At 29.4% G+C, this 23,086-nt stretch carries 25 protein-coding genes and 1 pseudogene; all 26 read right to left on the bottom strand.

Annotated elements, in window-relative coordinates:
- Positions 1 to 411, bottom strand: a 411-nt coding sequence (locus E6771_RS08765) for a hypothetical protein (protein ID WP_316090900.1), incomplete at its 3' end; no start/stop codon positions are given.
- A gap of 248 nt (positions 412 to 659) precedes the next feature.
- Positions 660 to 1,099 (bottom strand): annotated as a pseudogene (locus tag E6771_RS08770) (hypothetical protein).
- Between the two features lie 300 nt (positions 1,100 to 1,399).
- Positions 1,400 to 2,569, bottom strand: coding sequence for a tRNA guanosine(34) transglycosylase Tgt (gene tgt / locus E6771_RS08775; RefSeq protein ID WP_316090901.1), 1,170 nt, complete (start codon positions 2,567 to 2,569; stop codon positions 1,400 to 1,402).
- 18 nt (positions 2,570 to 2,587) lie between these two features.
- Positions 2,588 to 4,768 carry a bifunctional (p)ppGpp synthetase/guanosine-3',5'-bis(diphosphate) 3'-pyrophosphohydrolase gene (locus E6771_RS08780; RefSeq protein ID WP_316090902.1) on the bottom strand — a complete coding sequence of 727 codons (2,181 nt, stop codon included), beginning with the start codon at positions 4,766 to 4,768 and terminating at the stop codon, positions 2,588 to 2,590.
- Between the two features lie 98 nt (positions 4,769 to 4,866).
- Positions 4,867 to 5,379, bottom strand: coding sequence for an adenine phosphoribosyltransferase (locus tag E6771_RS08785; RefSeq protein ID WP_316090903.1), 513 nt, complete (start codon positions 5,377 to 5,379; stop codon positions 4,867 to 4,869).
- Positions 5,380 to 5,393: 14 nt separating this feature from the next.
- The gene (locus E6771_RS08790) at positions 5,394 to 6,242 is read right to left on the bottom strand and encodes a tetratricopeptide repeat protein (protein WP_316090904.1); all 849 of its coding nucleotides are present in this window, start codon (positions 6,240 to 6,242) and stop codon (positions 5,394 to 5,396) included.
- Positions 6,239 to 6,928, bottom strand: coding sequence for a DUF502 domain-containing protein (locus E6771_RS08795; RefSeq protein WP_316090905.1), 690 nt, complete (start codon positions 6,926 to 6,928; stop codon positions 6,239 to 6,241). Before E6771_RS08795 ends, E6771_RS08790 begins: the two co-directional genes overlap by 4 nt.
- Positions 6,921 to 8,195, bottom strand: a complete 1,275-nt coding sequence (locus E6771_RS08800; protein ID WP_316090906.1) for a hemolysin family protein — start codon at positions 8,193 to 8,195, stop codon at positions 6,921 to 6,923. The genes E6771_RS08795 and E6771_RS08800 overlap by 8 nt, the downstream gene beginning before the upstream one ends.
- Before the next feature lie 31 nt (positions 8,196 to 8,226).
- Entirely contained in the window at positions 8,227 to 8,670 is a 444-nt protein-coding gene (locus E6771_RS08805; RefSeq protein WP_316090907.1) for a CBS domain-containing protein, read from the bottom strand.
- Between the two features lie 207 nt (positions 8,671 to 8,877).
- The gene (gene accB / locus E6771_RS08810) at positions 8,878 to 9,333 is read right to left on the bottom strand and encodes an acetyl-CoA carboxylase biotin carboxyl carrier protein (protein ID WP_316090908.1); all 456 of its coding nucleotides are present in this window, start codon (positions 9,331 to 9,333) and stop codon (positions 8,878 to 8,880) included.
- 14 nt (positions 9,334 to 9,347) lie between these two features.
- The gene (locus tag E6771_RS08815) at positions 9,348 to 9,797 is read right to left on the bottom strand and encodes an ACT domain-containing protein (RefSeq protein ID WP_005951295.1); all 450 of its coding nucleotides are present in this window, start codon (positions 9,795 to 9,797) and stop codon (positions 9,348 to 9,350) included.
- A 31-nt stretch (positions 9,798 to 9,828) separates the two neighbouring features.
- The gene (gene folD, locus E6771_RS08820) at positions 9,829 to 10,677 is read right to left on the bottom strand and encodes a bifunctional methylenetetrahydrofolate dehydrogenase/methenyltetrahydrofolate cyclohydrolase FolD (RefSeq protein WP_316090909.1); all 849 of its coding nucleotides are present in this window, start codon (positions 10,675 to 10,677) and stop codon (positions 9,829 to 9,831) included.
- Positions 10,678 to 10,700: 23 nt separating this feature from the next.
- Positions 10,701 to 11,633: a methionyl-tRNA formyltransferase gene (fmt, locus tag E6771_RS08825; RefSeq protein WP_316090910.1), complete on the bottom strand. Its 933-nt coding sequence runs from the start codon at positions 11,631 to 11,633 to the stop codon at positions 10,701 to 10,703.
- A 14-nt stretch (positions 11,634 to 11,647) separates the two neighbouring features.
- Positions 11,648 to 12,115, bottom strand: coding sequence for a transcriptional regulator NrdR (gene nrdR, locus E6771_RS08830; RefSeq protein WP_005951286.1), 468 nt, complete (start codon positions 12,113 to 12,115; stop codon positions 11,648 to 11,650).
- 9 nt (positions 12,116 to 12,124) lie between these two features.
- Complete coding sequence (locus E6771_RS08835) at positions 12,125 to 12,598, bottom strand: PTS sugar transporter subunit IIA (RefSeq protein WP_316090911.1); 474 nt, start codon at positions 12,596 to 12,598, stop codon at positions 12,125 to 12,127.
- On the bottom strand, positions 12,591 to 13,304 hold the full coding sequence (gene recO, locus E6771_RS08840) for a DNA repair protein RecO (protein ID WP_316090912.1): 714 nt from the start codon (positions 13,302 to 13,304) through the stop codon (positions 12,591 to 12,593). The genes E6771_RS08835 and recO overlap by 8 nt, the downstream gene beginning before the upstream one ends.
- Entirely contained in the window at positions 13,304 to 13,867 is a 564-nt protein-coding gene (locus tag E6771_RS08845) for a hypothetical protein (protein WP_316090913.1), read from the bottom strand. The genes recO and E6771_RS08845 overlap by 1 nt, the downstream gene beginning before the upstream one ends.
- Positions 13,864 to 14,682, bottom strand: coding sequence for a rod shape-determining protein MreC (gene mreC, locus E6771_RS08850; protein ID WP_316090914.1), 819 nt, complete (start codon positions 14,680 to 14,682; stop codon positions 13,864 to 13,866). Before mreC ends, E6771_RS08845 begins: the two co-directional genes overlap by 4 nt.
- Entirely contained in the window at positions 14,679 to 15,791 is a 1,113-nt protein-coding gene (locus E6771_RS08855) for a M20/M25/M40 family metallo-hydrolase (RefSeq protein ID WP_316090915.1), read from the bottom strand. The genes mreC and E6771_RS08855 overlap by 4 nt, the downstream gene beginning before the upstream one ends.
- A gap of 176 nt (positions 15,792 to 15,967) precedes the next feature.
- On the bottom strand, positions 15,968 to 16,945 hold the full coding sequence (gene fba, locus E6771_RS08860) for a class II fructose-1,6-bisphosphate aldolase (protein WP_316090916.1): 978 nt from the start codon (positions 16,943 to 16,945) through the stop codon (positions 15,968 to 15,970).
- A gap of 73 nt (positions 16,946 to 17,018) precedes the next feature.
- Positions 17,019 to 17,492: a CbiQ family ECF transporter T component gene (locus tag E6771_RS08865; RefSeq protein ID WP_316090917.1), complete on the bottom strand. Its 474-nt coding sequence runs from the start codon at positions 17,490 to 17,492 to the stop codon at positions 17,019 to 17,021.
- On the bottom strand, positions 17,476 to 18,747 hold the full coding sequence (gene serS / locus E6771_RS08870) for a serine--tRNA ligase (RefSeq protein WP_316090918.1): 1,272 nt from the start codon (positions 18,745 to 18,747) through the stop codon (positions 17,476 to 17,478). Before serS ends, E6771_RS08865 begins: the two co-directional genes overlap by 17 nt.
- A gap of 30 nt (positions 18,748 to 18,777) precedes the next feature.
- Positions 18,778 to 19,371, bottom strand: a complete 594-nt coding sequence (locus E6771_RS08875; protein WP_316090919.1) for a TIGR03936 family radical SAM-associated protein — start codon at positions 19,369 to 19,371, stop codon at positions 18,778 to 18,780.
- An 83-nt stretch (positions 19,372 to 19,454) separates the two neighbouring features.
- Positions 19,455 to 20,465, bottom strand: a complete 1,011-nt coding sequence (gene lpxD, locus E6771_RS08880) for a UDP-3-O-(3-hydroxymyristoyl)glucosamine N-acyltransferase (RefSeq protein WP_316090920.1) — start codon at positions 20,463 to 20,465, stop codon at positions 19,455 to 19,457.
- A gap of 20 nt (positions 20,466 to 20,485) precedes the next feature.
- Positions 20,486 to 20,965: an OmpH family outer membrane protein gene (locus tag E6771_RS08885; protein ID WP_316090921.1), complete on the bottom strand. Its 480-nt coding sequence runs from the start codon at positions 20,963 to 20,965 to the stop codon at positions 20,486 to 20,488.
- Positions 20,966 to 20,994: 29 nt separating this feature from the next.
- A complete protein-coding gene (locus E6771_RS08890; RefSeq protein WP_316090922.1) occupies positions 20,995 to 23,076 on the bottom strand; it encodes an outer membrane protein assembly factor in 2,082 nt (693 codons plus the stop codon).
- Between the last annotated feature and the right edge of the window lie 10 nt (positions 23,077 to 23,086).

Below are 23,086 nucleotides of genomic sequence, written 5' to 3' on the forward strand. Positions count from 1 at the left end.
TGGTGCTGTTACTGTTATTTTATCAACAGCTGCTGGTGTTGTCACTGTTACTGATACTCCTGCAGGAGCCACTGGAACAGCTACTACTGGTGCTGTGATTGTTGGTATTCCTACTATTGCAGGAGTTACTGTTCCAGGAAGTCCTCCTAAGTTTACACTTGGTGCTGATGCTGTTACTGATATACTTGGATTTACTACTGGTAAATCTGGCTGTATTGGTTTTATATTTGCTCCTACCTCAATTGTTTCTCTGAATACTTCATTATCAACAGCTACTCCATTTCCAGCCATTATTTTATCTTTTCCTATATTTCCAGAAGATCTGAGTAGACTTCTTCCACTTGTTGTTCCATAGTGCTTATTGATTGCATCTATTGTTTCTTTAAACTCCTCATTTGTTCTGTCTTTCATCTTTCCACTATCTAAATATTGATATGATAAAAAAACTTGTGTACTTGGTATTAAAGGTTTAGAATAAAAATCTCCCTTTCTTACAAGTTCTACAAAATCTGAGTTGTATTCTTTTATTAATCTTTCATTTTCTGCTATCTTCCTTCTTATTTCTTCGCGCTCTGTCTGTATTTTTGTTAAAAGATCACTTTTAGTTTCCTGTATTTCCTCTGCTTATGTCACCTTTTCTCATAAAATCTTCCCCCTATTTAATTTCCTGCTCTTACTTTTTGCTCCATTCTGTCTAATCTGCTCAAGTATTCATTAAGTTTTTCATTTTCAAGTAACAGAAGTTCAATCTCATTATTATTAGTTTTGAACTTATCATATACTTCATCAAACTTCTGACTTAAAAATACTCTGTTTTCATCTGCTTCCATTCCCAGAACTTCTTCAAGCTTCATGATTTCTTCTTCTTCCATTTTCAAAAAAGCCATTCTTTCCTTTCCTATTTCAAAAGCTGCCCCTGCTGCTGCTGTTCTAGCTTCAGTAGTGTTTTCACTTCTGAATACTTTTTCCTCAAGAGATCCTGTATTTCTCTTCTTATCTGTTCAAGAACTTTTTTTCCCTCTTTTTCACTTATTTCTTGTGAATAAAGTGCTGTTGTCAAACAAGATAGAAAAAGAAATATCCCCAAAATTTTCTTCATACTTCTTTCCTCCTTTTGTAGTTTTTGTCAAACAAATAATACATTTTAATTCTTTAAACCATTTTAATTTAGTCCAGTTTTATAATTTAAAAATGTATTATTTGTAAATAAAAAGAACTTTTATAGAACAATTATAACATAATGTGCTTTTTTTTTGAAGAATATATTTCTTAAGATACTTAGATAATCTATTATTTTATTAAAAATAAAAAAATAATACAGTTACGTTCTAAAAAAAATCAGGCAAACAAAAAAAGAGAATAGTTTCTTAAAACCATTCTCTTTTACAACAATTTTTTTCTATTTTTCAATTATTTTCTTAGGTTTAACCCATTCAGATTCTTTTCCTAAAGTATAATTTTTTATAAAATTATTTTTATAATCTTCAAACTTATTTGCTAATATAGCTTTTCTTGCATTTTTCATCAATTTTAAAAGGAAATATAGGTTATGATAAGTAGCAAGTCTCTGTCCAAGAATCTCTTCAGCTTTAAACAAATGCCTTATATAACCTCTTGTATAATTCTTACATACATAACAACTGCACTCTTCATCAAGTGGTCTATCATCTTCAGCATAAGAAGCATTTTTTATGACAAGTCTTCCATATTTTGTAAATACAGTTCCATGCCTTCCAATTCTACTAGGTTGTACGCAATCCATCATATCTATTCCTGCCTCAATAGCTTCCAGCATATCAAGAGGTTCCCCTACCCCCATTAGATATCTAGGTTTCTCTACAGGGCATTTTTCTACTATATGATGAAGTATTCTATACATATCTTCTCTAGGTTCACCTACAGCAAGGCCTCCTATTGCATAACCTGAAAAACTTTTGTCCATCTCCATAAGTTCACTTAAACTTTTATCCCTAAGATCTTCATAAACCCCACCTTGAACAATTGCAAATAACCCTTGTTCATTGGGTTTTTTATGAGCTTCTATACATCTTTTCGCCCATCTGGTAGTTCTCTCAATAGATGGAATTATATATTCCCTTGCTGATAGCCCTGGTGGACATTCATCAAAAAGCATTACTATATCAGATCCAAGATTATTTTGGATATCTATTGATTTTTCAGGTGAGAGAAAATGTTTTGAACCATCTATATGTGAACTAAACTTTACTCCTTCTTCTGTGATTTTTCTCAAAGCTCCAAGACTAAATACCTGAAATCCACCACTGTCAGTAAGTATGGGTCTATTCCAGTTCATAAACTTATGAAGTCCTCCAAATTTTGCTATTAGCTCATCTCCTGGCCTTAGATAAAGATGGTACGTGTTTCCAAGAATTATTTCAGCTCCAATAGTTTCCAGTTCTTCTGGTGTCATAGTTTTTACAGTTGCCTGTGTCCCAACAGGCATGAATACAGGTGTTTCTATTTCTCCATGTGGAGTTGTTATTTTTCCTGCTCTGGCTTTACCCTGATTTTTTACCAGTTCATATGTAACAGGCAATTTAATTGTCATATATTCTCCTATCTTATGTTATCTGTCTACTGATATTACATTTTTTAATTTTATTATATTATTTAATAAATATTTGTACTCACTCTTGTCACTTATCTCAATAGTCAATTTTATATTTATAAGCTTCTCTCCATTTTTGTTTATTTCATTTGAATTTACAGAAACAAGATTTATTTTATGATTTGCTATTGTATTGATGAGCTCTAAAAGTATGTTAGGTTTGTCATAAACAAGAACATTAAATGTAAATTTATATTTATTTACTTTTTTTTCTGTCAGAGATTTATCCCATGCTACTTCTATTTCTCTAGAAGGGTCATGTTCTATCATACTTTTTAAGTTTTTACAATCTTTGCGATGAACTGTTATTCCTGTAAGTTTAGTCACATAACCTGTTATTTCATCTCCAGGCAGAGGTGTACAACATCTTGCAAATCTTATAAGAGTATTATTCACTCCATCAATGACTATTCCAAAATCATTTTTATCAGAAGTACTTTTTTCTTTCTCTTTTTTCTTTTCTATAAGCTCATCAATATTGATATTTGAAATAGCTCTCTCTTTTTCTATTCGTGTTCTAAGTTTTTTTATAATAACATCTATTTTACTTCTCTTTTCTCCCACATGGTAATAAAAATCATCTAGATTACTAATATTATTCTTTTCCATATGTTTTTTAATGATAGGGTCCTCTTCCATCTCTTTCAGAGATATTCCTAATTTTCCTAATTCTCTCTCAAGATTTTCTCTACCATTCTTTATTGTTTCATCCATTATCTGTTCTTTAAGGAGTTTTCTAATTTTACTTTTTGCTCCATGAGTAACTACTATATCCAACCAATCTTTTGCAGGTCCTTTTGAATTTTTAGCAGTAATTATCTCTACTCTATCTCCATTTTGCAATTTATAATCAAGTGTAACTATCTTCCCATTAACTTTAGCTCCCACACATTTACATCCTATCTGTGTATGTATTGCAAAAGCAAAATCCAAAGGTGTAGATCCTTGTGGAAGTTCCAGTATATCTCCTTTGGGTGAAAATACAAAAACTGTTTCATTCATTATATCTTCAGTTACACTTTTAATAAAGTCCTGTGTATCTTCAGCTTCATTTTGAAGTTCCAATATATTTCTAAGCCATCCATATACCTGATCTCCTTTTGTAACTTTTGTTTTTTCTTTATAACTCCAATGAGCAGCTATTCCTTCTTCAGCTACTCTATCCATTTCTTCTGTTCTTATTTGTATTTCAATGAATTTACCCTGTGGACCAACTATTGTTGTATGTATGGATTGGTAATTATTAGATTTTGGTACTGCTATATAATCTTTAAATCTTCCAGGTACAGGTTTGAAATGACTATGTATAACTCCAAGAGTATTGTAGCATTCACCTTCTGTGTCTACAATTATACGTACTCCCATAAGATCGTATATATCATCAAATTCTTTTCCTTTTTCATACATTTTTTTATATATACTATAAAAATGTTTAAATCTTCCTTTAACATTACCTTTAATACCTGTATCATGTAAAAGTTTTACTATAGTTTTTATAAAGCTTTCTACATACTTGCTTCTTTCATCCCTTTTACTATCTATTAAAGACTTAATATGTTCATATTCTTCTGGTTTTAAATAACGCAAACATAAATCTTCAAGTTCCCATTTTATTTTTGCTATTCCCAATCTATGAGCAAGAGGGGCATATATATCTAGAGTCTCTTGTGATATAGCAATCTGTTTTTCAGGTTTCATATATTTTAATGTTCTCATATTATGAAGTCTGTCAGAAAGTTTAATTATTATAACTCTAAGATTTTGTGCCATGGCAAGAATCATTTTTCTTATATTTTCATCTTGCTTTTTAGTACCATTAGGAAGGCTTTTTAGTTTTGTAACTCCATCAACAAGTGTTGCTACTGTATCTCCAAAATTATACTTGATATCTGCTAAAGTTATTAATGTATCTTCAACTATATCATGAAGTATTCCTGCTACAATAGTATCTGTATCCATTTTCATATCTATAAGAATTTTAGTAACTTCCACAGGATGCATGATATAATCTTCTCCAGATTTTCTATATTGTCCTTCATGACATTCCTCAGCAAAATATAGAGCTAGTTTGATTTTTTCTAGATCTACTTTTAAATTATTCTTATTTATCTGATTTACAATTTCTTCCCAATAGTTCATATATTTCCTCTTTTCTATAATGTGATTTCATTTTAAAAGAACCTAAAATAAAAAAGCCCAACCAAAACAAGTAAATTCTGAGTCAGGCTTCTGCTATTCTAATATTTCATCAAAGTCAAAGTAGGATAATTTTTAAGTTTTTCCATTCCTTTCAACTCTTCAAGTTCAATTAAAAATGCTAGTCCCGCAACTATTCCTCCTAGAGATTCAACTAGTTCTATAACTGCTTCTATTGTTCCACCTGTTGCTAGTAAATCATCTATTATTAAAATCCTCTGTCCAGGTTTGATAGAATCTTTATGGATACATAAAACATTTGATCCATATTCAAGATCATATGAATATTCCACTACTTCTCTTGGAAGTTTTCCTGGTTTCCTAACTGGAACAAATCCTATTCCTAAAGCATATGAGACTGGACACCCAAAAATGAATCCTCTAGCTTCTGGCCCAACTACCACATCTATATTATGTTCTTTAGCAAAATTTACTATTTGCTCAGTAGCTTCTTTATAAGCTTCTCCATCATTCATTAAGGGAGTTATATCTCTAAATACAATTCCTTTTTTGGGAAAATCTAATACAGTTGCTACATATTTTTTCAAGTCCATTTCACTTCACCCCATTAATTCTCTATGCTATTTCTATTTAAACTTTTTTTAAGTTCTATATATTCTGGTTTATATTTATAATTATTTGAAATTAATTTAAATGAATTAAGTGCTTTTTTTTCCTCTCCATTTTCTAAATACAAAGTTGAAAGTATTAAAAAAAGCTCATCATCTCCACCATATTCTGATATATATCTTAACAATATCTTTGTTGCTGAATCTTTTTCATTGAATATAGTTGATAAAGAATCACAATATAAAATTATATAGTCTCTTTCATTACTATAATTATCATATTTTTTATTCAATAAAGAATATAAATTTTCTTTTTTATCCAATTTTATGAGATTATTCTTAATTGTATGATACAATCTCATATCATATTTTTCTTCCTGTACTTCTTTTAGATAATTATATGATTTTTCATAGTCATTTTTTGCATAAGCTATATATCCTCTAAGTTTCAAAATATCATTATCATTTGAATTTTTAAAAAACATATTAAGATATTTTTCTGCTTTTTCAAACTGTTTATCTCTATAATAGACATTAGCCAAATTTTTTATAACACTTTCATCATTTGGGGCTATCTCATAAGCTTTTTCTAAATAATAAATAGCTGCTTCTTTATTGCCAAGTTCACAATTCACTATTGCCATCTCTTTCATTACCATAAGATTTTTTGAATCATTTTTATATATTTGCTCATACTCTTTTAAAGCTTCCTTTTTCTTCCCCTTATGATAAAGATTTACTCCCTTTATAAAAGCATGATCATTTTGAATAAGATTTTTTTCTCTTTTACCAGCTCCAGAGCATCCACTCAAAAGTAATATTCCTAATAAAAAAAATATTTTTTTCATTCTACTGTTATCTGCTCCTGTTCTTCATTTTTTTCTTCTAAATGTTTTTCTGGCAGAATAACTCCCCCAGATATTATTAATTTAACTGCATCATCAACTTTTATATCTAATATTTTTACATCTTTTGCATTTATAACTATAAACATCCCAGAAGTTGGATTAGGTGAAGTTGGAATAAAAATATTATACATTCTTTCTATTCCTACTGCTTTTTCTACAGTTGGATTGCTTTCAGATGTTAAAAATCCTATACTATAGATTCCTTTTCTAGGATATTCTATTGCTACTACTTTTTGATAAGTTTTTGACCTATCAGAAGTAATAACATCTGTTATTTGGCTTATTGTAGAATATATCTGATTTATAAATGGTATTTTAGCTAAAAAAACCTTTGCTTTTTTAGCTATTTTTGCAAAAAATACCATTTTTAATGTAAGACCTACAAAACAAATGAATACAATCATTGTAACTAATGATAATACATATGTTAATACTTGGAAATAAAATAAATAATCTTCCTCTCCTACCAAATTTAATATAATTTCTTTTATTACTTTTGTAACAAAAGAATCATTTAAAACTATCATTACTAAACTCATTATCCAGTTAAAGATATATAATGTCAGTACTAATGGGAGAAGAGAAAATAATCCTGCATAAAAATAACTTTTTATATGTTTAGTCATCAGACTGCTGCTCCTTTTCTATTAGAACCTTTGATACTCTCATTTTATTTATTTCTAATACTTTCAGTTTAACTCCATTGAATTTAAGTTCATCTCCAATAGTAGCTAATCTTCCTAATTCAGTAACAATCAATCCCCCAAGACTTTCATAATCATCAGACTCTGGAAGGTTTAAAGAAAGTTCTTTATCCAAAGTTTCTATATCTATCATAGCATCTACTTCATAGCTGTTTTCATCTATTTGTGTGACAAATTCTTCTTCTTCAGTATCAAATTCATCACGTATTTCACCAACTATTTCTTCTATAAGATCTTCTATAGTAAGAAGTCCTACTATTCCTCCATATTCATCCAATACTAATGCTATATGTACTTTAAGAGCTTTGAATTCTTTTAATATTTCTATAATAGATTTAGTTTCAGGAACAAAATATCCAGGCCTGATAAAATTTTTAATAGAAACATTTGTGTTCCCATCTTTTATACAATTCATTATATCTTTTATATAAAGCACTCCCAGTATATTATCAATAGTATCTTCATATACTGGTATCCTAGAAAATCCATTGTCTACCATTTCATACCAGATATCGTCTATTGTTTTATTTCCTTCAAATGCAAGCATTGCAGTTCTAGGTGTCATTACTTCTTTAGCAGAAGTCTCTCCAAAACCTACTATAGAATGAATCATTTCTTTTTCATCTTCTTCTATTATTCCTTCGGCCTCTCCCACATTTACAAAAGAAATTATATCTTCTTCTGTTATCATCAATGTCTCATCTTCTAGCTCTATTCCAAGAAGTCTTCCTATAAATTTTGATATCCATATCAATATTTTGATCAATGGCTTTGTAAAAAAGCTAAACCAATAAACAATAACTATAACCACTCCTGCTATCTTTAATGAATGATTTTTAGCTATTATTTTTGGAGTTATCTCTCCAAATACTAATATAACAATAGTCATTCCAATAGTTGCAACAGCAACTGATTTGCTTGAAGTTCCCATAAATTGAATAGTAACTATAGTTGCTATTGAAGAAGCAAGTATATTAACTATATTGTTTCCTAACAACAATCCTGTAAGCATCTCATTCGGATTTTTTAACCATTTTTTTAAAAGATTTACTTGCTCACTATGCTTTCCATCTTCCAATTTTTCTAAATGTATACTTCTAAATGCTGTTAAAGCAGTTTCTGAAGCAGAAAAAAATCCCGATAACAAAATTAAAAACACAAGTAACACAACATTTTGGTACGTGTCCACTTTTACTCATACACCTTCCTTATTTTTTAAACTAATAACATTTATTTATTAAATCACTCTTTGTGATTATTCCAACTAATTTTTCATTTTCTATAACTAAAACATAATTATATCCTTTATTGAGCATATTTGTAACTACATCTTCTAAATCATCATTTAAAGCAGCAGTATAAAAATCTTTCTGCATAATATCTTCTACTTTAAATGAAATAAATTTTTTCAAGCTTTCCTTATATCCTTTACTATTAGGAAGCGCTATCATTACTTCCCAAAATGCAATAACTGGTGGTAATGGAGTTTTTCCTTGTTTTATAAGTATATCTTCCCTTGTTACTACACCAATTACTTTATCCCCATCCACTACTGGAAGTTTTCCAAATCCTTGATTTTTCATTATAAAAATGATATCTCCCAGAAGAGTATCTTTCCCTATTGTGACTATATTTTTATTATATACATCCTTAACTTTTTTCATAGAACACCTCCATGTTATATAATCTTACCATATAATTTATCAAAAAACAACATAACTTCAGTATATCTCCAAGATACAATCATTTTTTTATACTTGAATTTTATAAATTTTATAGAAGATTTGCAAAGAATACCTTTTAGTATATATGTATACTGCAAAAAAGTCAAATTTCATTTAAAAAAAATAAAAACCAGAAAGAATCTGGCTTTATTTTATAGAAAATAATTTGTCACCTTTCTTAATAAGTTGGCCATCTTCCACTAAAATTTTTACTATTGTACAATTTTTATGTGATTTAACCTCGTTCATAAGTTTCATTGCTTCTATTATACATAATGTATCTCCTGTTGAAACTGTTTGTCCTTCTGTTACAAATGCTGGATTCCCTGGAGCTGATGATTTATAGAAAGTTCCTACCATTGGAGAATTTATTGTTTCCATTTCTTCTGTTTCTATTGCAGTTTCTATAATTGTCTCTACAACACCTTCCTCAGCATTTTGCACTATTGCAGCTTTAGAAATTGTTGACACTGTTTCTACCATTGCTGGTATTTCTTTTTTTAATGTTACTTTTGCTCCTTCACTTTCTATAACTACTTCATTTAAATTATATTTCTCAATATTTTCTGCTAAATCTTTTATAATTTTTAAATCAATTTTCATCTTTTCCTCCAAATTTAGTTGCTTCCTATTATTCTTAAATCTTTTACTCCATCAACTTCTGATATTCTTTCCAGCATCCCCTCTATCTTTCTAAGCATATTTTCAGTAGTCTGAAGTGATATAGTCGATTTAGCAATTCCATCTATAGCAATATTTTGTATTATTGTAAGTATATTCATATCTTCAGTAGCTATTATTTCTAAAACTTTTGCAAGAATACCTGGTTTATCCACAAGTGACATATGAATACTAAATACTTTATCTTTTCCGCTTTCAAAGAAAGGTTTAATAAAATCTTTATATTTATAATATGTACTTCTGCTTATCCCTACTTTTTTTATTGCTTCATACTTGGAAATTTTACTGTGTTGCACCAAATCGTTAACCTTAATTACGCTCTGAATAGAGTTTGGTAGTATTCTTTTATCAACAATGTAATACTCTCTCTTTTCTTTTTCGTTCATCTATCTTCTCCCTCCATATCTTTAAGTATATTTATATTCCTCTGTTATTTTTAAAAGCCTCCACTGTGTTATGAAAAAGCATTGCAACAGTCATTGGCCCAACTCCTCCTGGAACTGGAGTTATATATGCTGCTTTCTTTTCAATTTCTTTAAAATCCACATCTCCAAAAAGTCCATCTTCTGTTCTATTTATTCCTACATCTATCACTACTGCTCCATTTTTTACCATATCCTCTGTTACAAATTTAGCAGCTCCAATTGCCACTACAAGTATATCTGCATTTTTAGTTTTTTCTTTGAGATTTTTTGTTTTACTGTTGCATACTGTAACAGTTGCTCCAGCATTTATAAAAAATCCTGCCATAGGTTTTCCAACTATATTGCTTCTTCCTATAATAGTTACATCTTTTCCTTGCAGCTCTATTGAATACTTCTTTAACAGTTCCATTATTCCTAATGGAGTACATGGCTTTAATGAAGTTTTATTCCCTAAAAAAAGCAGTCCTAAATTTTCAGGCTTAAACCCATCTACATCTTTTTCTAAAGCAATTTTCTGTATAACCTTATTTTCATCTATATGTTTTGGAAGTGGCAGCTGTACAAGCATTCCATCTACTTTTCTGTCTTTATTAAGCTCATCTATTGTTTCTAATAGTTTTTTCTCACTTACATCTTCTGGAAGAAAATGTGGAAAACACTCTATGCCTATCTCTTTGCAACCTTTTATTTTTGAATTTACATATATTTTCGATGCTGGATTTTCTCCAACCATTACTATTGCAAATCCAGGTACAAGCTCAGTTTTATTTTTTATTTCTGCTAATTCTTTTTTAAGCTCTTCTTTTATCTGAGAAGAGATATTCTTTCCATCTAATATCATAGTTTCTCCTTCCAGCTGTACAGTTAATTTAATATATCTCCTTTTTTAAGAACATTCCCATTTATAATATCTGTCCCATTTAAGAGTTTTTTATTTTCAGGCTTCACTTCTGTCAGTATAACACTTCCATTTCCAGTTTTTATAATAACTCCTGTGCCTTTTTTTACATCCACAACTTCTCCAATTATTCCTTCATCATAACTTTTAAAATTTTCTTTTACACTATATATTTTAAATATTTTATCATTTAAAATTGTATAAGCACTTGGAAAAGGATTCATTCCCCTTACAAAATTAAATATTTCTCTTTCAGTTTTCTTCCAATCTATTTTACAATCCTTTTTTTTAAAAGGTTTTACAAAAGTTGCTTCCGAATGATCTTGTGCTACTCTTGGAGCTTTTCCTTTCTCTATAAGCATTACCGCTTTTAAAAGAGCTTCTGCTCCCAAATCTTTCAGCCTATCATGGAGAGTCAGAAAGTTATCCTCATCTTTTATTTCAGTTGAAACACTGAGTATAATATCTCCAGCATCTAATTCTTCTGCAATATACATTATAGTTACCCCTGTTTCCTTCTCTCCATGTATCAAAGCTGCATTTATAGGTGCTGCTCCTCTATATTTCGGAAGAAGAGATGAATGAACATTTATAACTCCATATTTTGGTATATCTATTATTTCTTTAGGAAGTATCTTTCCATAAGCTACTACCACAATTAAATCTGGATCTAATTCTTTGATTGTATTTTGAATTTCCTCAGTTTTTAAACTACTTGGTTGATATACAGGTATATTATGTTCTAAAGCATATTCCTTTACTGGAGTAAATCTTATTTTTTTTCCTCTCATATTTGGTTTATCTACTTTTGTAAAAGCACCTATTATTTCATATTTCGAGTTTAATACATCAAAACAAGGAACTGCAAATTCAGGAGTTCCCATAAAAAGTATTCTCATTATTTCACCTGCTTCTAATCTTTTTTGTCATTATCTTTATTTATATTTTCTACAATTTCTATAAAAGACTTTATATCATTAAATTCTTTATATACTGAAGCAAATCTCACGTATGCTACTTGATCTATACTTTTCAGTCTTTCCATTACCATTTCTCCTAATTCTTGAGTTGTAATTTCTCCTCTCAATGAATTTTGAATAGTTTTTTCTATTTCAAGAACAAAAGTTTCAAGACTCTCTCTACTTATATTTCTTTTTACTGTAGCTGCTACAAGTCCTCTCATAAGCTTATTTCTATCAAATTTATCTCTTCTTTTATCCTTTTTCACTATGTACAAAGGAGTTTCTTCTACTTTTTCAAAAGTAGTGAATCTCTTTTCACATTTTATGCATTCACGACGTCTCTTGATCGAATATCCATCCATAAAAGAACGGCTATCTACTACTTTTGTATCTTCAGAATTACAAAATGGACATTTCATTTCTATCACCTATATTGATTCTTTTTTATTTATACATTCTAGAACTTCTCCAGGAGTTTTACACGAAAGCAATTCATTTCTAAAACTTTCTTCTCTTATTAATCTTGATATTCTTGCTAAAACTTTTAAATATACTTGACTATCTTTGATAGGTGAAGCAAATACAAAGAACAGATTTACATTTTCGTTGTCCAAAGCTTTAAAATCTATTTTTTCATTGCTTATACCAAATGCTATTGTTAATTTTTCAGCAGCATCAGTTTTAGCATGGGGAATGGCCACTCCTTTTCCAATTCCAGTACTACCTAATTTTTCTCTCTCTACTAATGCTTTATATATAGCATTCCCTGCATTACTCACATCAGGAGATAATCCAATAAGCTCTGCAAGCTCCATTAAAACATCCTCTTTATTTTTTGATTTTAAATTAAGAGATATTAAATCTTCTGACATGTAATCAGTGATCTTTACTATATTAATCATTCTCTACCCCCATTAAATAATTTTTTAATTTTAGTTCTATTCCCAGATGAAAATTTAAATATTTTTCAAAAAGAAATATCACATTTTTTATATCCTTAATACTGTATTCTTCATCAATAATACTTTTCACTTTTTCATTTAAAAGTTTTTCCACTATCTCTTTTTCTTTAGGGGATACTTTGAAAAATACTTCTGTTCCCTCTATTAAAAAAGTATTTTTTTCAAAAGAAAAACAGTAACCTACCCCAGTTGAAAATCCTAGCCCTTCATCTTTGATCACTTTAAAAAGGTAAAAAGCTGTCAATATGTAATTCTTTTTTTCATTATTACTCTTTTTTAAAAAATTTAAGCTTTTCAAAGTAAGTGAAAATAATTCTTTTTTTCTATTATTATCAACAAGAATCGAATTTAATATAGAAGTTATATATAGTCCGATTCCCAACACTTCTATATTCTCTTTTATCTCACTAAATGAATCAATTGTAATCAAGTTAGAAAGTATAAAATTTTCTCCTTTTTTATAAAAAGTAAATTTTGATAAAGCTAATATATCAGTAGAACTTTGTTCTCTTCTTTTGCTTTTTCTTATACCTTTCACAATAACATTTACTTTTCCAAATGTTTCTGTAAAAATAGTTATGTATCTATCAGCTTCTCCAAAATCTTTCTTATTTATAACTATCCCATTACTATCAAAAAACTTCATTATTCCAGCACAAATTCCTTCTCATCAAATTTAGGATCAATTTGATAATTTATTATATTAATAAGTCCAATTTTAATTTCATCATCAAAAAGTTCAAAAGAAACTGGAAGGAGGTAACCATTTGTTCTTTCAAACTTACTAAATTTTATTGTTACTCCATCTTCAAGAGATATTTCTTTTATCTCATTATTATAATACTTCTTTCTAAAATTAATATCTTTTTTTTCTTTTTCAAAAATATAATTTATAACTTCTATTATTCTATTCTCATCATTACTTATTTTTTCATGACTAATCTGTTGAAAAATTGGCAAGTAAATTGTTTTTTCATTTCCATTATAAATATAAAGCTCCCCTTTATTCAATTCTGGAAATGTAATTTCTTTTTTTATTTTATCAGGAACTTGAAATTTTACATCATATCCAGTTTCTCGTTCTTTTCCATTTACTACAAGAATTTCTTGAGTAGAAAAAGCTAAATTTTTGATATCTGAAATTCTTTTTTCTGAAGAAAAAGCTGTAAAAAATATCAAAAGAAAACATGTTAAAATCCATTTCTTCATTCTTTCTCCTTTGGTATAATAACCAGAACTTCATTAAGATTTAATACATCTATATCGGTTTTTATTTTAATACTTCTAAATATTTCACTTTCATCTTCATTTATATCTGAAATGTATCCTATATATAATCCCTTTGGATATATATCACTAATACCTGAAGTATACACTTTTCCACCTGATTTTATAGTATTTTCAAAAGTATTTGGTTCAAAATAAAGTTCACCATTTCCTTCATTACTTCCTTTAGCTATTCCAAGCATATCATTTTCAGTCAAAGCACTTATATTAAAGTTTTCTCCTGTTATCATATCAACCATTGAATAGTCATCATAAACTTTCCCTATTTTCCCTATCAGGTTTTTTCCAGATAGTACAATCATATCCTTTACCATACCATCATTTTTACCTAAATCAATATAAAATCTTTCATAAAGATTACTTGGAGTTCTAAAGTTAACCCTTGCTACTCTCAAATCTTTCTGATTTTCCTCTTTCATTTCTAAAAGCTTTTTGAGCCTTTCATTTTCTTCTACAAGAGTAACATTAAATTCCATAACCATATCTAATTTTACATTTTCAGTTTTCAGCCTCTTATTTTCTTCTAAGATATGTTTATATTCTGTAACAGCATATGAAGTCTCCTTAAAATAATTTCCAGTATTATAGATTGATTTTTGAACTGGAAAAAAAAGATATCCTACACCATCTATAATATGATTAAGAGCTCCTCTAAAGAAAAAGAGGAGCAATATAATCCCTATAAACAAAAACAATATTTTATTCTTCTTGTTAGAGGACTTATCTTTTCTTATCATTTAGATAATTCCTTTGAAATTTCAAGAACTAATTTTGCTGTATTTACCATATCTTGTATTTCAATAAATTCCTCTTTAGTGTGAACTTTACTCATTCCTACTGCAAGATTTACTGCATTAAACCCTTTTGCATTATAAACATTAGCATCACTTCCACCACCGGATGATTTTTGTATGCATTCCAATCCAATATTTGTACAGGCTTTAGCAAAATATTTTAATATCTCTGATTCAGGATCTAATGTAAATCCATCATATCCTTTTTTAACATCATTAATAAATTCTGCCCCAAATTCTTTAGCTGTGGCTGCAAATATATCATTAGTTTCCTTTAAAAGATTATCTAGTTTTTCTCCTTGAAAGCTTCTTGCTTCATACATTATAGATAATTCAGGCATTACTATATTAACAGCTTCTCCTCCTCTTACTATACCTATGTTTGAAGTAGTTTCACTGTCTATTCTTCCTAATTTTATTTTAGTTATTGCATGAGAAGCAACAGTTAAAGCATTTATTCCATTTTCAGGAGATATTCCTGCATGAGCTGGTTTTCCTATTATTTTCATTTCTCCTTTTGCTGAATATGGTGCCTGTACAATTGCTATTCCAGGTTTTCCACTTGAATCAAGAATAAAAGAATAATTTGGTGAATATTTTTCTATATCAAAAACTCTTGCTCCACGTAGTCCTATTTCTTCTGCTATAGAAAATACAACTATTATTTCTGGATGATCAAGGTTATTTTCTTTTATTACATTGATCATTTCAAGGATTGCAGCTATTCCACCTTTATCATCTCCACCAAGAACAGATGTTCCATCACTTTTGATGATTCCATTCTCAATGATTGGTGTAATCTTTTCACAAGGAAGCACAGTATCCATATGAGCGCTAAATAGAACTTTTTTCTTTCCTGGCGCTTTCAATACTCCTATAATATTTCCACAATTTCCATTGTGAACTTCTCCAGCATTGTCTTCATAAACTTCCATCCCAAGTTCTCTCAAAGTTTTCAATAAGTAATCTCCAACTTCTCTTTCTTTTAATGATGGAGATGAGATACTCGCCATGTCAATAAAAGTTTGTACCAATCTGTTTTCCTTTACCATGATTCCTCCTATTTTCGTTTTTCAATACTTTCTTTCCTATAATTATAATACATTGGTCTTTCTTTGTAAAGCATAAGTAGTATAAATCTTAAAAAACAATAAAAAATGCCATTCTTTTATTATATAAAAGAGACAGCATTTCTGCTGTCTCTTTATTCATTCTATTTTTAAGCTTTTTATTTTGTTCCTTTTTTATAAGCTCCTTCAGAACCAAATACATCTACTATTTTAGTTTTATAGTAAGCTTTCATTTCATCTTTTGCAGCACCAAGATATTTTCTTGGGTCAAATTCTTTTGGAGTAGTTCCTAAAACTCTTCTTATAGCAGCAGTAAATGCAAGCCTTCCATCAGTATCTACATTGATTTTAGCAACTGCTGATTTAGAAGCTTTTCTTAATTCAGAATTAGGTATTCCTATTGCATCTTTAACTTCTCCACCATATTCTTTAATCATATCAGTATATTGTTTGGGTACAGCTGATGATCCATGAAGTACAATTGGAAATCCAGGTATTCTTCTTTCAATTTCTTCTAATATATCAAGTCTTAATTTAGGGTTTTCACCTGGTTTAAATTTATGAGCTCCATGAGAAGTTCCAATAGCAATCGCTAAAGAGTCAACCCCAGTTTTATTTACAAATTCTTCTACTTCGTCAGGGTTTGTGTAAATATGGCTTTCTGCTTTAACATCATCTTCAATACCAGCAAGAACACCAAGTTCAGCTTCTACTGTTACATCAAATTTATGAGCATACTCTACCACTTCTCTAGATACTTCTATATTTTTTGCAAAATCATAGTGAGATCCATCAATCATTACTGAAGAAAACCCAGAATCAATACAAATTTTTACAGTTGCAATATCAGGTCCATGATCTAAATGGAGAGCTACTGGAATGTCTGACCCCATATTTCTAGCTCTATCCACAGCTGCTTTACCTAGTAAAGGAACTACATCTGCTCCCATATAATTAAGAGCTCCTTTTGAGCATTGAAGGATTACTGGTGAACCCATTTCAGCACATGCTTCTATTATAGCAAGAGCCATTTCCATATTATTGAAGTTAAATGCAGGAACTGCATATCCCTCTTTATTAGCTTTAACAAACATCTCTTTAGTATTAGAAAGTCCTAAATCTTTATAATTGTACATTTATAGCCTCCTTGAAATTTTGTATATATTTCATTCTATCAGATATTTAAAATAAAATCAATTTTATAATAGATCATATTTTTACTCTTATTTGTTTTAAAATATGCCTAAAAAACCATTTTATTTTCATTCTTTTTTTTACAAGAAGAAGTGCTTGTGGTACCAAATCTATGACATTTTCTATAACATGCTGATACCTGTTGAATTTTCCACTGATTATTTTTTTTGCACTCACTATCCATGATATAAGCAAAAGATTAAATATTCTTAAAAAATTTAATAAAAAATTAAAAGCTCCTTCTTCAGTTACATAAAAGTTTCCTATTTTAAATAAAACTCTTCCTTCTTGTGTATAAAAAAGCTGGATAAGGCATGTTGTAAAATATAGAAAAAATAAAAACTTCATTTTTCCAATATTTTTTTTAAAATCTTTATTTAGAATAATATTTATTATAAAAAGAATAAAAGTTATTCCAATCATCAATTTTATATTATTAATAACTATGTTACTTAGAAGCAGTATAAACAAACTACTTTTTAATAACATCTATCCCTCCCATATAAGGAACTAGAGCTTTTGGAATAAGGAATGATCCATCTTCTTGTTGATAATTTTCCATAATTGCCACAAAAGTTCTTCCTACTGCAAGTCCTGATCCATTTAATGTATGACAGAATTCACTTTTTGAACTTCCATTAGGTCTGTATTTAAGACCCATTCTTCTAGCTTGGAAATCTGTACAGTTAGAGCAAGAAGAAATTTCTCTATACTTATTCTGAGATGGAAGCCACACTTCTAAATCATATGTTTTTGCTGCTGAAAATCCTAAATCTCCAGTGCATAATTGAATAATTCTGTATGGAAGTTCAAGTCTTTGGAGAACTTCTTCAGCATTAACTACCATTTTTTCTAATTCTTCATAAGAAGATTCTTGAGTTGCTATTTTTACCATTTCCACTTTATTGAATTGGTGTACTCTGATTATTCCTTTAACATCTTTTCCATATGATCCTGCTTCTCTTCTAAAACATGGAGAATAAGCTGTATAATATTTAGGAAGTTCCTTTTCATCCAATATTTCTTTTCTGTGAATATTAGTCATTGTAATTTCTGAAGTTGAAATAAGGAACATATCATCAGTGGTTCTATACATATCATCTTCAAATTTAGGAAGCTGTCCAGTTCCTTCGCATATCTCTCTTTTTACTAAAAATGGAGTTATGTGTTCAGTATAACCATGTTCCGTTGTATGCATATCAAGCATAAAGTTGACAAGAGCTCTTTCAATTCTAGCTCCCATTCCTCTATATAGTACAAATCTTGACCCTCCTAACTTTGATCCTCTTTCAAAATCAAGTATTCCAAGATTCTCTCCTATTTCCCAATGGGCTTTTGGTTCAAATGTAAATTCTCTAGGAGTTCCCCATCTCCTTACTTCAATATTTGCTTCTTCATCTTTTCCTATTGGAGTATTTTCTTGGTACATATTTGGAATTACCATTTGAAAATAAGTAAGTTTTTCATCTACTTCTGCTAACTTTGTATCAAGTTCTTTTATTTGAGCAGAAACTTTTCCCATTTCTTCTATTATTTGAGAAGCATCTTGTTTTTCTTTCTTTAATCTTGCAATTTCAGAAGATTCAGTATTTCTTTTTTGTTTTAAAAGTTCTACTTCACCTAATATAGCCCTTCTTTCTTCATCAAGTTTGTCAAATTCTGTAAGGTCAATATTGCTGTTTCTATTAGCAAGCATTTCTTTTACAAGTTCTCTGTTTTCACGAATAAATTTTAATTCTAACATATTTATCCCCTCTCTATATTATTTATTATTTCAAGAATTTATTTTATATCCACATCTTTTAATTTTTACATTTTGTTGTTCAATACCCATAAGTTCAAGATAGGAGTTAGGTGAAATATTTATTATTTCCATAATAATTTTATTATTATCTCTTTTAAAAGATTTTATTCTTATCTTAAGATCTCTTGTAGTGATTTTCCCTTTCTTTTCCTTTATCTCCACTATTTCATCTCTATTTAAAAGTTCTTCTAATTTTGAGATATCATCCTCTTTTCCTTCAATTTCATATATCATGACAGTATATTCTTCCATTATGGAGGACTTTTTAGGTACTTCCTCAACTTTATTTACTCTGAACCCAACAACATTACTGCTATTAAGTCTTTCAAACACTTCTTCATTCGACATTGGAGATTCCAATTCAAAATCCATCAGTTCATCATATGCTTCTGTTCCCAAAGACACAGGACTTCCAAAAGACATTTTTGGTCTTGGATGAAACCCTTGACTATATTTTACAGGAATTTGAGATTTTTTTAAAAGTCTGTCAAAAAATCTTAGCAAGTCTAAGTGAGAGATAAATTTCATTTCTCCAAACTTATCAAAATACACTCTTTTTTTCATTTTTACCTCTGATAATATTTATTTTATATTCTGCCATTTTACCACTTTATTCCAGATACTTCAAACATGTTTTTTATTTATTTCTATTTTTCTTCTAATTTTTTTTCTATAGCTCTTACTCTCTTTAACAATTCAGGAAGTTTTTTCCAAGAAACTCTCACTTTCAAATCTTCTTTATGATCCATTAAAGGATATCCTGAAAGCATTTGATTATCTCCTACATTTCCACTTACACCTGATTTGGCTGCTATAACTACATTACTTCCTATTTTTAAATGTCCTGCTACTCCTACTTGTCCTGCAAGAGTGGTATTGTCTCCTACTTCAACACTTCCTGCTATACCTACTTGAGATATAAGAAGACAATTTTCTCCAATAATATCATTGTGAGCTATTTGTACTAGATTATCTATTTTAGTAAATTTTTTAATTAGAGTATTTCCAATAGTTCCTCTATCTATTGTAGTATTAGCTCCTATCTCTACTTCATCTTCCAATACTACATGTCCTATCTGCTCTATTTTAGTATTATTTCCATCAATTTTTATAAATCCAAATCCATCTGATCCTATTACTGCTCCTGGCTGAATCACACATTTTTTTCCAATAACACAAAATTCTCTGATAGTTGCATTGGAATAAATAACTGTTCCTTCTCCTATTGTTACTCCTTCTCCTATTGTTACATTAGGATGAATAACTACATTATCTCCTATTACAGTATCATGTCCTATGTAAACATTTGGTGCTAGTTTGACATTATTTCCTATTTTGCTGGAATCTTCTATCATTTTTTCAAAAGGTCTAGTTTCCCTCTTGAAAAAATTCAAAAGTTTTGGCATAAGTGTTCTTGGATTTTCTTTAACCTTCAAATATATTTTTCCAATATTTTCTGGCAAAGGAATATCTGGTACTATTATTACTTTTGCTCTAGTTTCATGCAGCTTTTTTAAAAACTTTTCATCTGATGCAAATGTCAAACTGTCCTCTTGTGCTTGAAAAAAGGGAGCAAGTCCAGAAATATTTTCTAGACTTAAATCTCCCTTTACTTCACAACCAAGGAGGGCAATCAAATCAACTAACTTGTAGTTCATGTTACCTCCTTAAAATATTTCTATTTCTTGTTTTTTTCCATAGTACTTATTACTTTATCAGTTATATTTTCTCCACCAAATTTTACTGCTCCAGCTTCAAATACATAATCATATTTTCCAGTTTTAGCTACTTCTGAAATTGCATTATTCATTGTAGTTTCAATAGTTTGAAATCTTGTAAATTCCTCTTTGCTTAATTTAGTTTGAGAATCCTGTATAAATTTTTGGAAAGCTTTTACTTGTCCTTCAAAAGTTGTTTTTTCTTTATCAGTAACTTTTGCTCCTTTTGCTTGAAGTTCAAGTTGTGCTTTCTGAAGTGCTACTTCTTTTTGTTTGATTTCATTTTCAAGTCTAGTTTTTTCTTTATTTAAATTTTCTTGAACTGTTTTAGTTTGGGAAAATTTAGCAAAAGCCTCTTGTGAGTTAACATAACCAACTTTCATAGCAAATGCTGATACTGATAGCATCAATGCCATTGCTGGTATTAATATTTTTTTCATGTGTGATACCTCCGTTACTTTATATTATGTTAAAATGATTGTCCCATATTAAAATAGAACTCCATTCCACTATCCATTTTGTCTCCCACTGGCCATCCAAAGTCAAATCTTAATGGACCAATAGGTGTATTAAGTCTTAATCCTACTCCTGCTGTTGTAGCAACTTTATCTGGGAAGTCTGCATCTTGACCATATTCTAAGTCTCTTCCATTTTGTTTCCATGCTCTACCTGCATCAAAGAATACAACAAATCCTAGAAGTTCATTAATTTGAGTTCTGTTCTCTACAGTACCAACAAGTTTTTGAGTACCTTTAAAGAATCCACCATCATATCCTCTAAGTGTGCTTCCTCCACCTACCCAGAATCTTTGAGCTTCTTTAGTAGAATCAGTCATAATTCCTCCAACAACTTTATAAGCAAATGTATTATTTTTAAAGAATCCTCTATGATATTTTCTAAGTTCTAATGTAACATTTCCAAAAACGTCACCATCATAACCACCAGCATATCCACCTTCTAATTGAAGCTTAGCATATTCCCCTGCTGTAGGATTCCAGAAATGATTTCTTGTATCATAAGTTAAAGATGGGAATAAACTCCAAATGAAGTAATCGTCATCAATTCCTCTAACCTCTGGTCCGCCATTAGACCAGTAATATTTTCCACCATTTTCATAAAACTTACTTTTTCGAGCTTTTTCTTCTACATATTCAAATTTAGTTCCAAGACTCAATCTTACATTTTTAGTAAGTCCTTTACCTATGTTGAATTTAGCTCCAATAGTATCTATTTCATGGAATAATTTACTATCATCATCTTCATAACTATTTTTATAAATGCTCCATCCCCATGAAATTCTATCTGTATCTTTGATCCAAGGATCATAAAAATTAATTGAGAAACTTGTATAGTCTTCATCTGATTTTTCAAATGTAAACCCAAGCTCTTGCCCTTTTCCTTTCCAGTTAGTATCTTTTATTGAAATAGTTCCTAACAGACCTATTTCAGAACCATAAGATATTGCTCCCTGAAGAATAGCAGTTCTTTCTTCATCAAGAAGAAGCACTATTGTTTTTCCATCTGGATCTCCAGGAATATCTCTTGATTCATATTTAACATTTTTAAAATGTCCTAATCTCATTAAATTTTTTACAGTTTCATCATATTTATTTGAATTAAATATTTCATCTTTAGAAAACTCTAGTTCTCTCTCTATTACATATGTTTTAGTTTTTAAAACATCATCAGTAGGTTTTCTTCTAGCACCTTTTTGCTTTGTTACCATTTTTTTGAATTGGATATCTCTTATTGTTCCTTCACTCAAATAAATTTCAAGTTCTAGATTTCCATTAATTCCTATATCTGTAACCTCAGTAAGTGTATAACCATCATCTTGATATTTTTTTAAGATTCTATCTCTATCTTCTCTGATAGTATTTATATTGAATATTTTTCCTGGTTCAGTCTGTATTACTTTCATAAGATCTTCTGTTGTATAAACAGTGTTTCCTATAATATTTACACCATTAAGAATAGGGTTTTCCATAACTTCATATATTACTTTTACCCCTTTTCCACTTTTTACAGCATCAGGAATAACATCTCTGAAATATCCACTTTCAATAAGATCTTTATGCCCTTCTATAACTTTATTTTTAGAAAAATAACTTCCAACTTTTACTGGAACTTTATCCATAAGATCTTTAGTGCTCACATAATGGTTTCCAATAAATTCAATTGAATTTACTAACAAAGAAGTATCAACTTTTCCTCTTTCTGAAAGAGGTATGATTCCTTTTTTCTCAAGCATAGATTTTGCATCTCTGTTTTCTGTTATATCAACAGTTAGCTTTATTCCTCCATCATAAACTGTTGGTTGAATAGAAACATCATTTACATATTCTAACCCTTTGATATTTTTGTAATCTTCAATCATATTATCTGTTACAAACTTCTCTCCCTCTTTTGATCTCATATTTTCTAAAATGATTTCAAAAGGAATTTCTCTATTGTTTATAACTTCCACCTTTTTTATGCTGTAGTTAGATTCAGCACCAAAACTGAAAAGTCCCAATAGAAAAACCATTAGTACTATTAATTGCTTTCTCATCCTTACCTCC

Source organism: Fusobacterium sp., from assembly GCF_032477075.1.
Classification (GTDB): domain Bacteria; phylum Fusobacteriota; class Fusobacteriia; order Fusobacteriales; family Fusobacteriaceae; genus Fusobacterium_A.

Bases quoted from the DNA above. Each gene is read 5' to 3' on its own strand.
- E6771_RS08890 (WP_316090922.1), bottom strand. From the start codon at position 23,076: ATGAGAAAGCAATTAATAGTACTAATGGTTTTTCTATTGGGACTTTTC.
- nrdR (WP_005951286.1), bottom strand. From the start codon at position 12,115: ATGAAATGTCCATTTTGTAATTCTGAAGATACAAAAGTAGTAGATAGC.
- E6771_RS08865 (WP_316090917.1), bottom strand. From the start codon at position 17,492: ATGTTATTAAAAAGTAGTTTGTTTATACTGCTTCTAAGTAACATAGTT.
- mreC (WP_316090914.1), bottom strand. From the start codon at position 14,682: ATGATAAGAAAAGATAAGTCCTCTAACAAGAAGAATAAAATATTGTTT.
- E6771_RS08835 (WP_316090911.1), bottom strand. From the start codon at position 12,598: ATGATTAATATAGTAAAGATCACTGATTACATGTCAGAAGATTTAATA.
- lpxD (WP_316090920.1), bottom strand. From the start codon at position 20,465: ATGAACTACAAGTTAGTTGATTTGATTGCCCTCCTTGGTTGTGAAGTA.
- E6771_RS08805 (WP_316090907.1), bottom strand. From the start codon at position 8,670: ATGAAAAAAGTTAAGGATGTATATAATAAAAATATAGTCACAATAGGG.
- E6771_RS08780 (WP_316090902.1), bottom strand. From the start codon at position 4,768: ATGAACTATTGGGAAGAAATTGTAAATCAGATAAATAAGAATAATTTA.
- fba (WP_316090916.1), bottom strand. From the start codon at position 16,945: ATGTACAATTATAAAGATTTAGGACTTTCTAATACTAAAGAGATGTTT.
- E6771_RS08785 (WP_316090903.1), bottom strand. From the start codon at position 5,379: ATGGACTTGAAAAAATATGTAGCAACTGTATTAGATTTTCCCAAAAAA.
- serS (WP_316090918.1), bottom strand. From the start codon at position 18,747: ATGTTAGAATTAAAATTTATTCGTGAAAACAGAGAACTTGTAAAAGAA.
- E6771_RS08815 (WP_005951295.1), bottom strand. From the start codon at position 9,797: ATGAACGAAAAAGAAAAGAGAGAGTATTACATTGTTGATAAAAGAATA.
- E6771_RS08875 (WP_316090919.1), bottom strand. From the start codon at position 19,371: ATGAAAAAAAGAGTGTATTTTGATAAGTTTGGAGAAATGAAATTTATC.
- E6771_RS08790 (WP_316090904.1), bottom strand. From the start codon at position 6,242: ATGAAAAAAATATTTTTTTTATTAGGAATATTACTTTTGAGTGGATGC.
- folD (WP_316090909.1), bottom strand. From the start codon at position 10,677: ATGATATTAGATGGAAAGAATATCTCTTCTCAGATAAAAGAAGAGCTT.
- fmt (WP_316090910.1), bottom strand. From the start codon at position 11,633: ATGAGAATACTTTTTATGGGAACTCCTGAATTTGCAGTTCCTTGTTTT.
- E6771_RS08885 (WP_316090921.1), bottom strand. From the start codon at position 20,965: ATGAAAAAAATATTAATACCAGCAATGGCATTGATGCTATCAGTATCA.
- E6771_RS08845 (WP_316090913.1), bottom strand. From the start codon at position 13,867: ATGAAGAAATGGATTTTAACATGTTTTCTTTTGATATTTTTTACAGCT.
- accB (WP_316090908.1), bottom strand. From the start codon at position 9,333: ATGAAAATTGATTTAAAAATTATAAAAGATTTAGCAGAAAATATTGAG.
- tgt (WP_316090901.1), bottom strand. From the start codon at position 2,569: ATGACAATTAAATTGCCTGTTACATATGAACTGGTAAAAAATCAGGGT.
- recO (WP_316090912.1), bottom strand. From the start codon at position 13,304: ATGAAGTTTTTTGATAGTAATGGGATAGTTATAAATAAGAAAGATTTT.
- E6771_RS08795 (WP_316090905.1), bottom strand. From the start codon at position 6,928: ATGACTAAACATATAAAAAGTTATTTTTATGCAGGATTATTTTCTCTT.
- E6771_RS08855 (WP_316090915.1), bottom strand. From the start codon at position 15,791: ATGGTAAAGGAAAACAGATTGGTACAAACTTTTATTGACATGGCGAGT.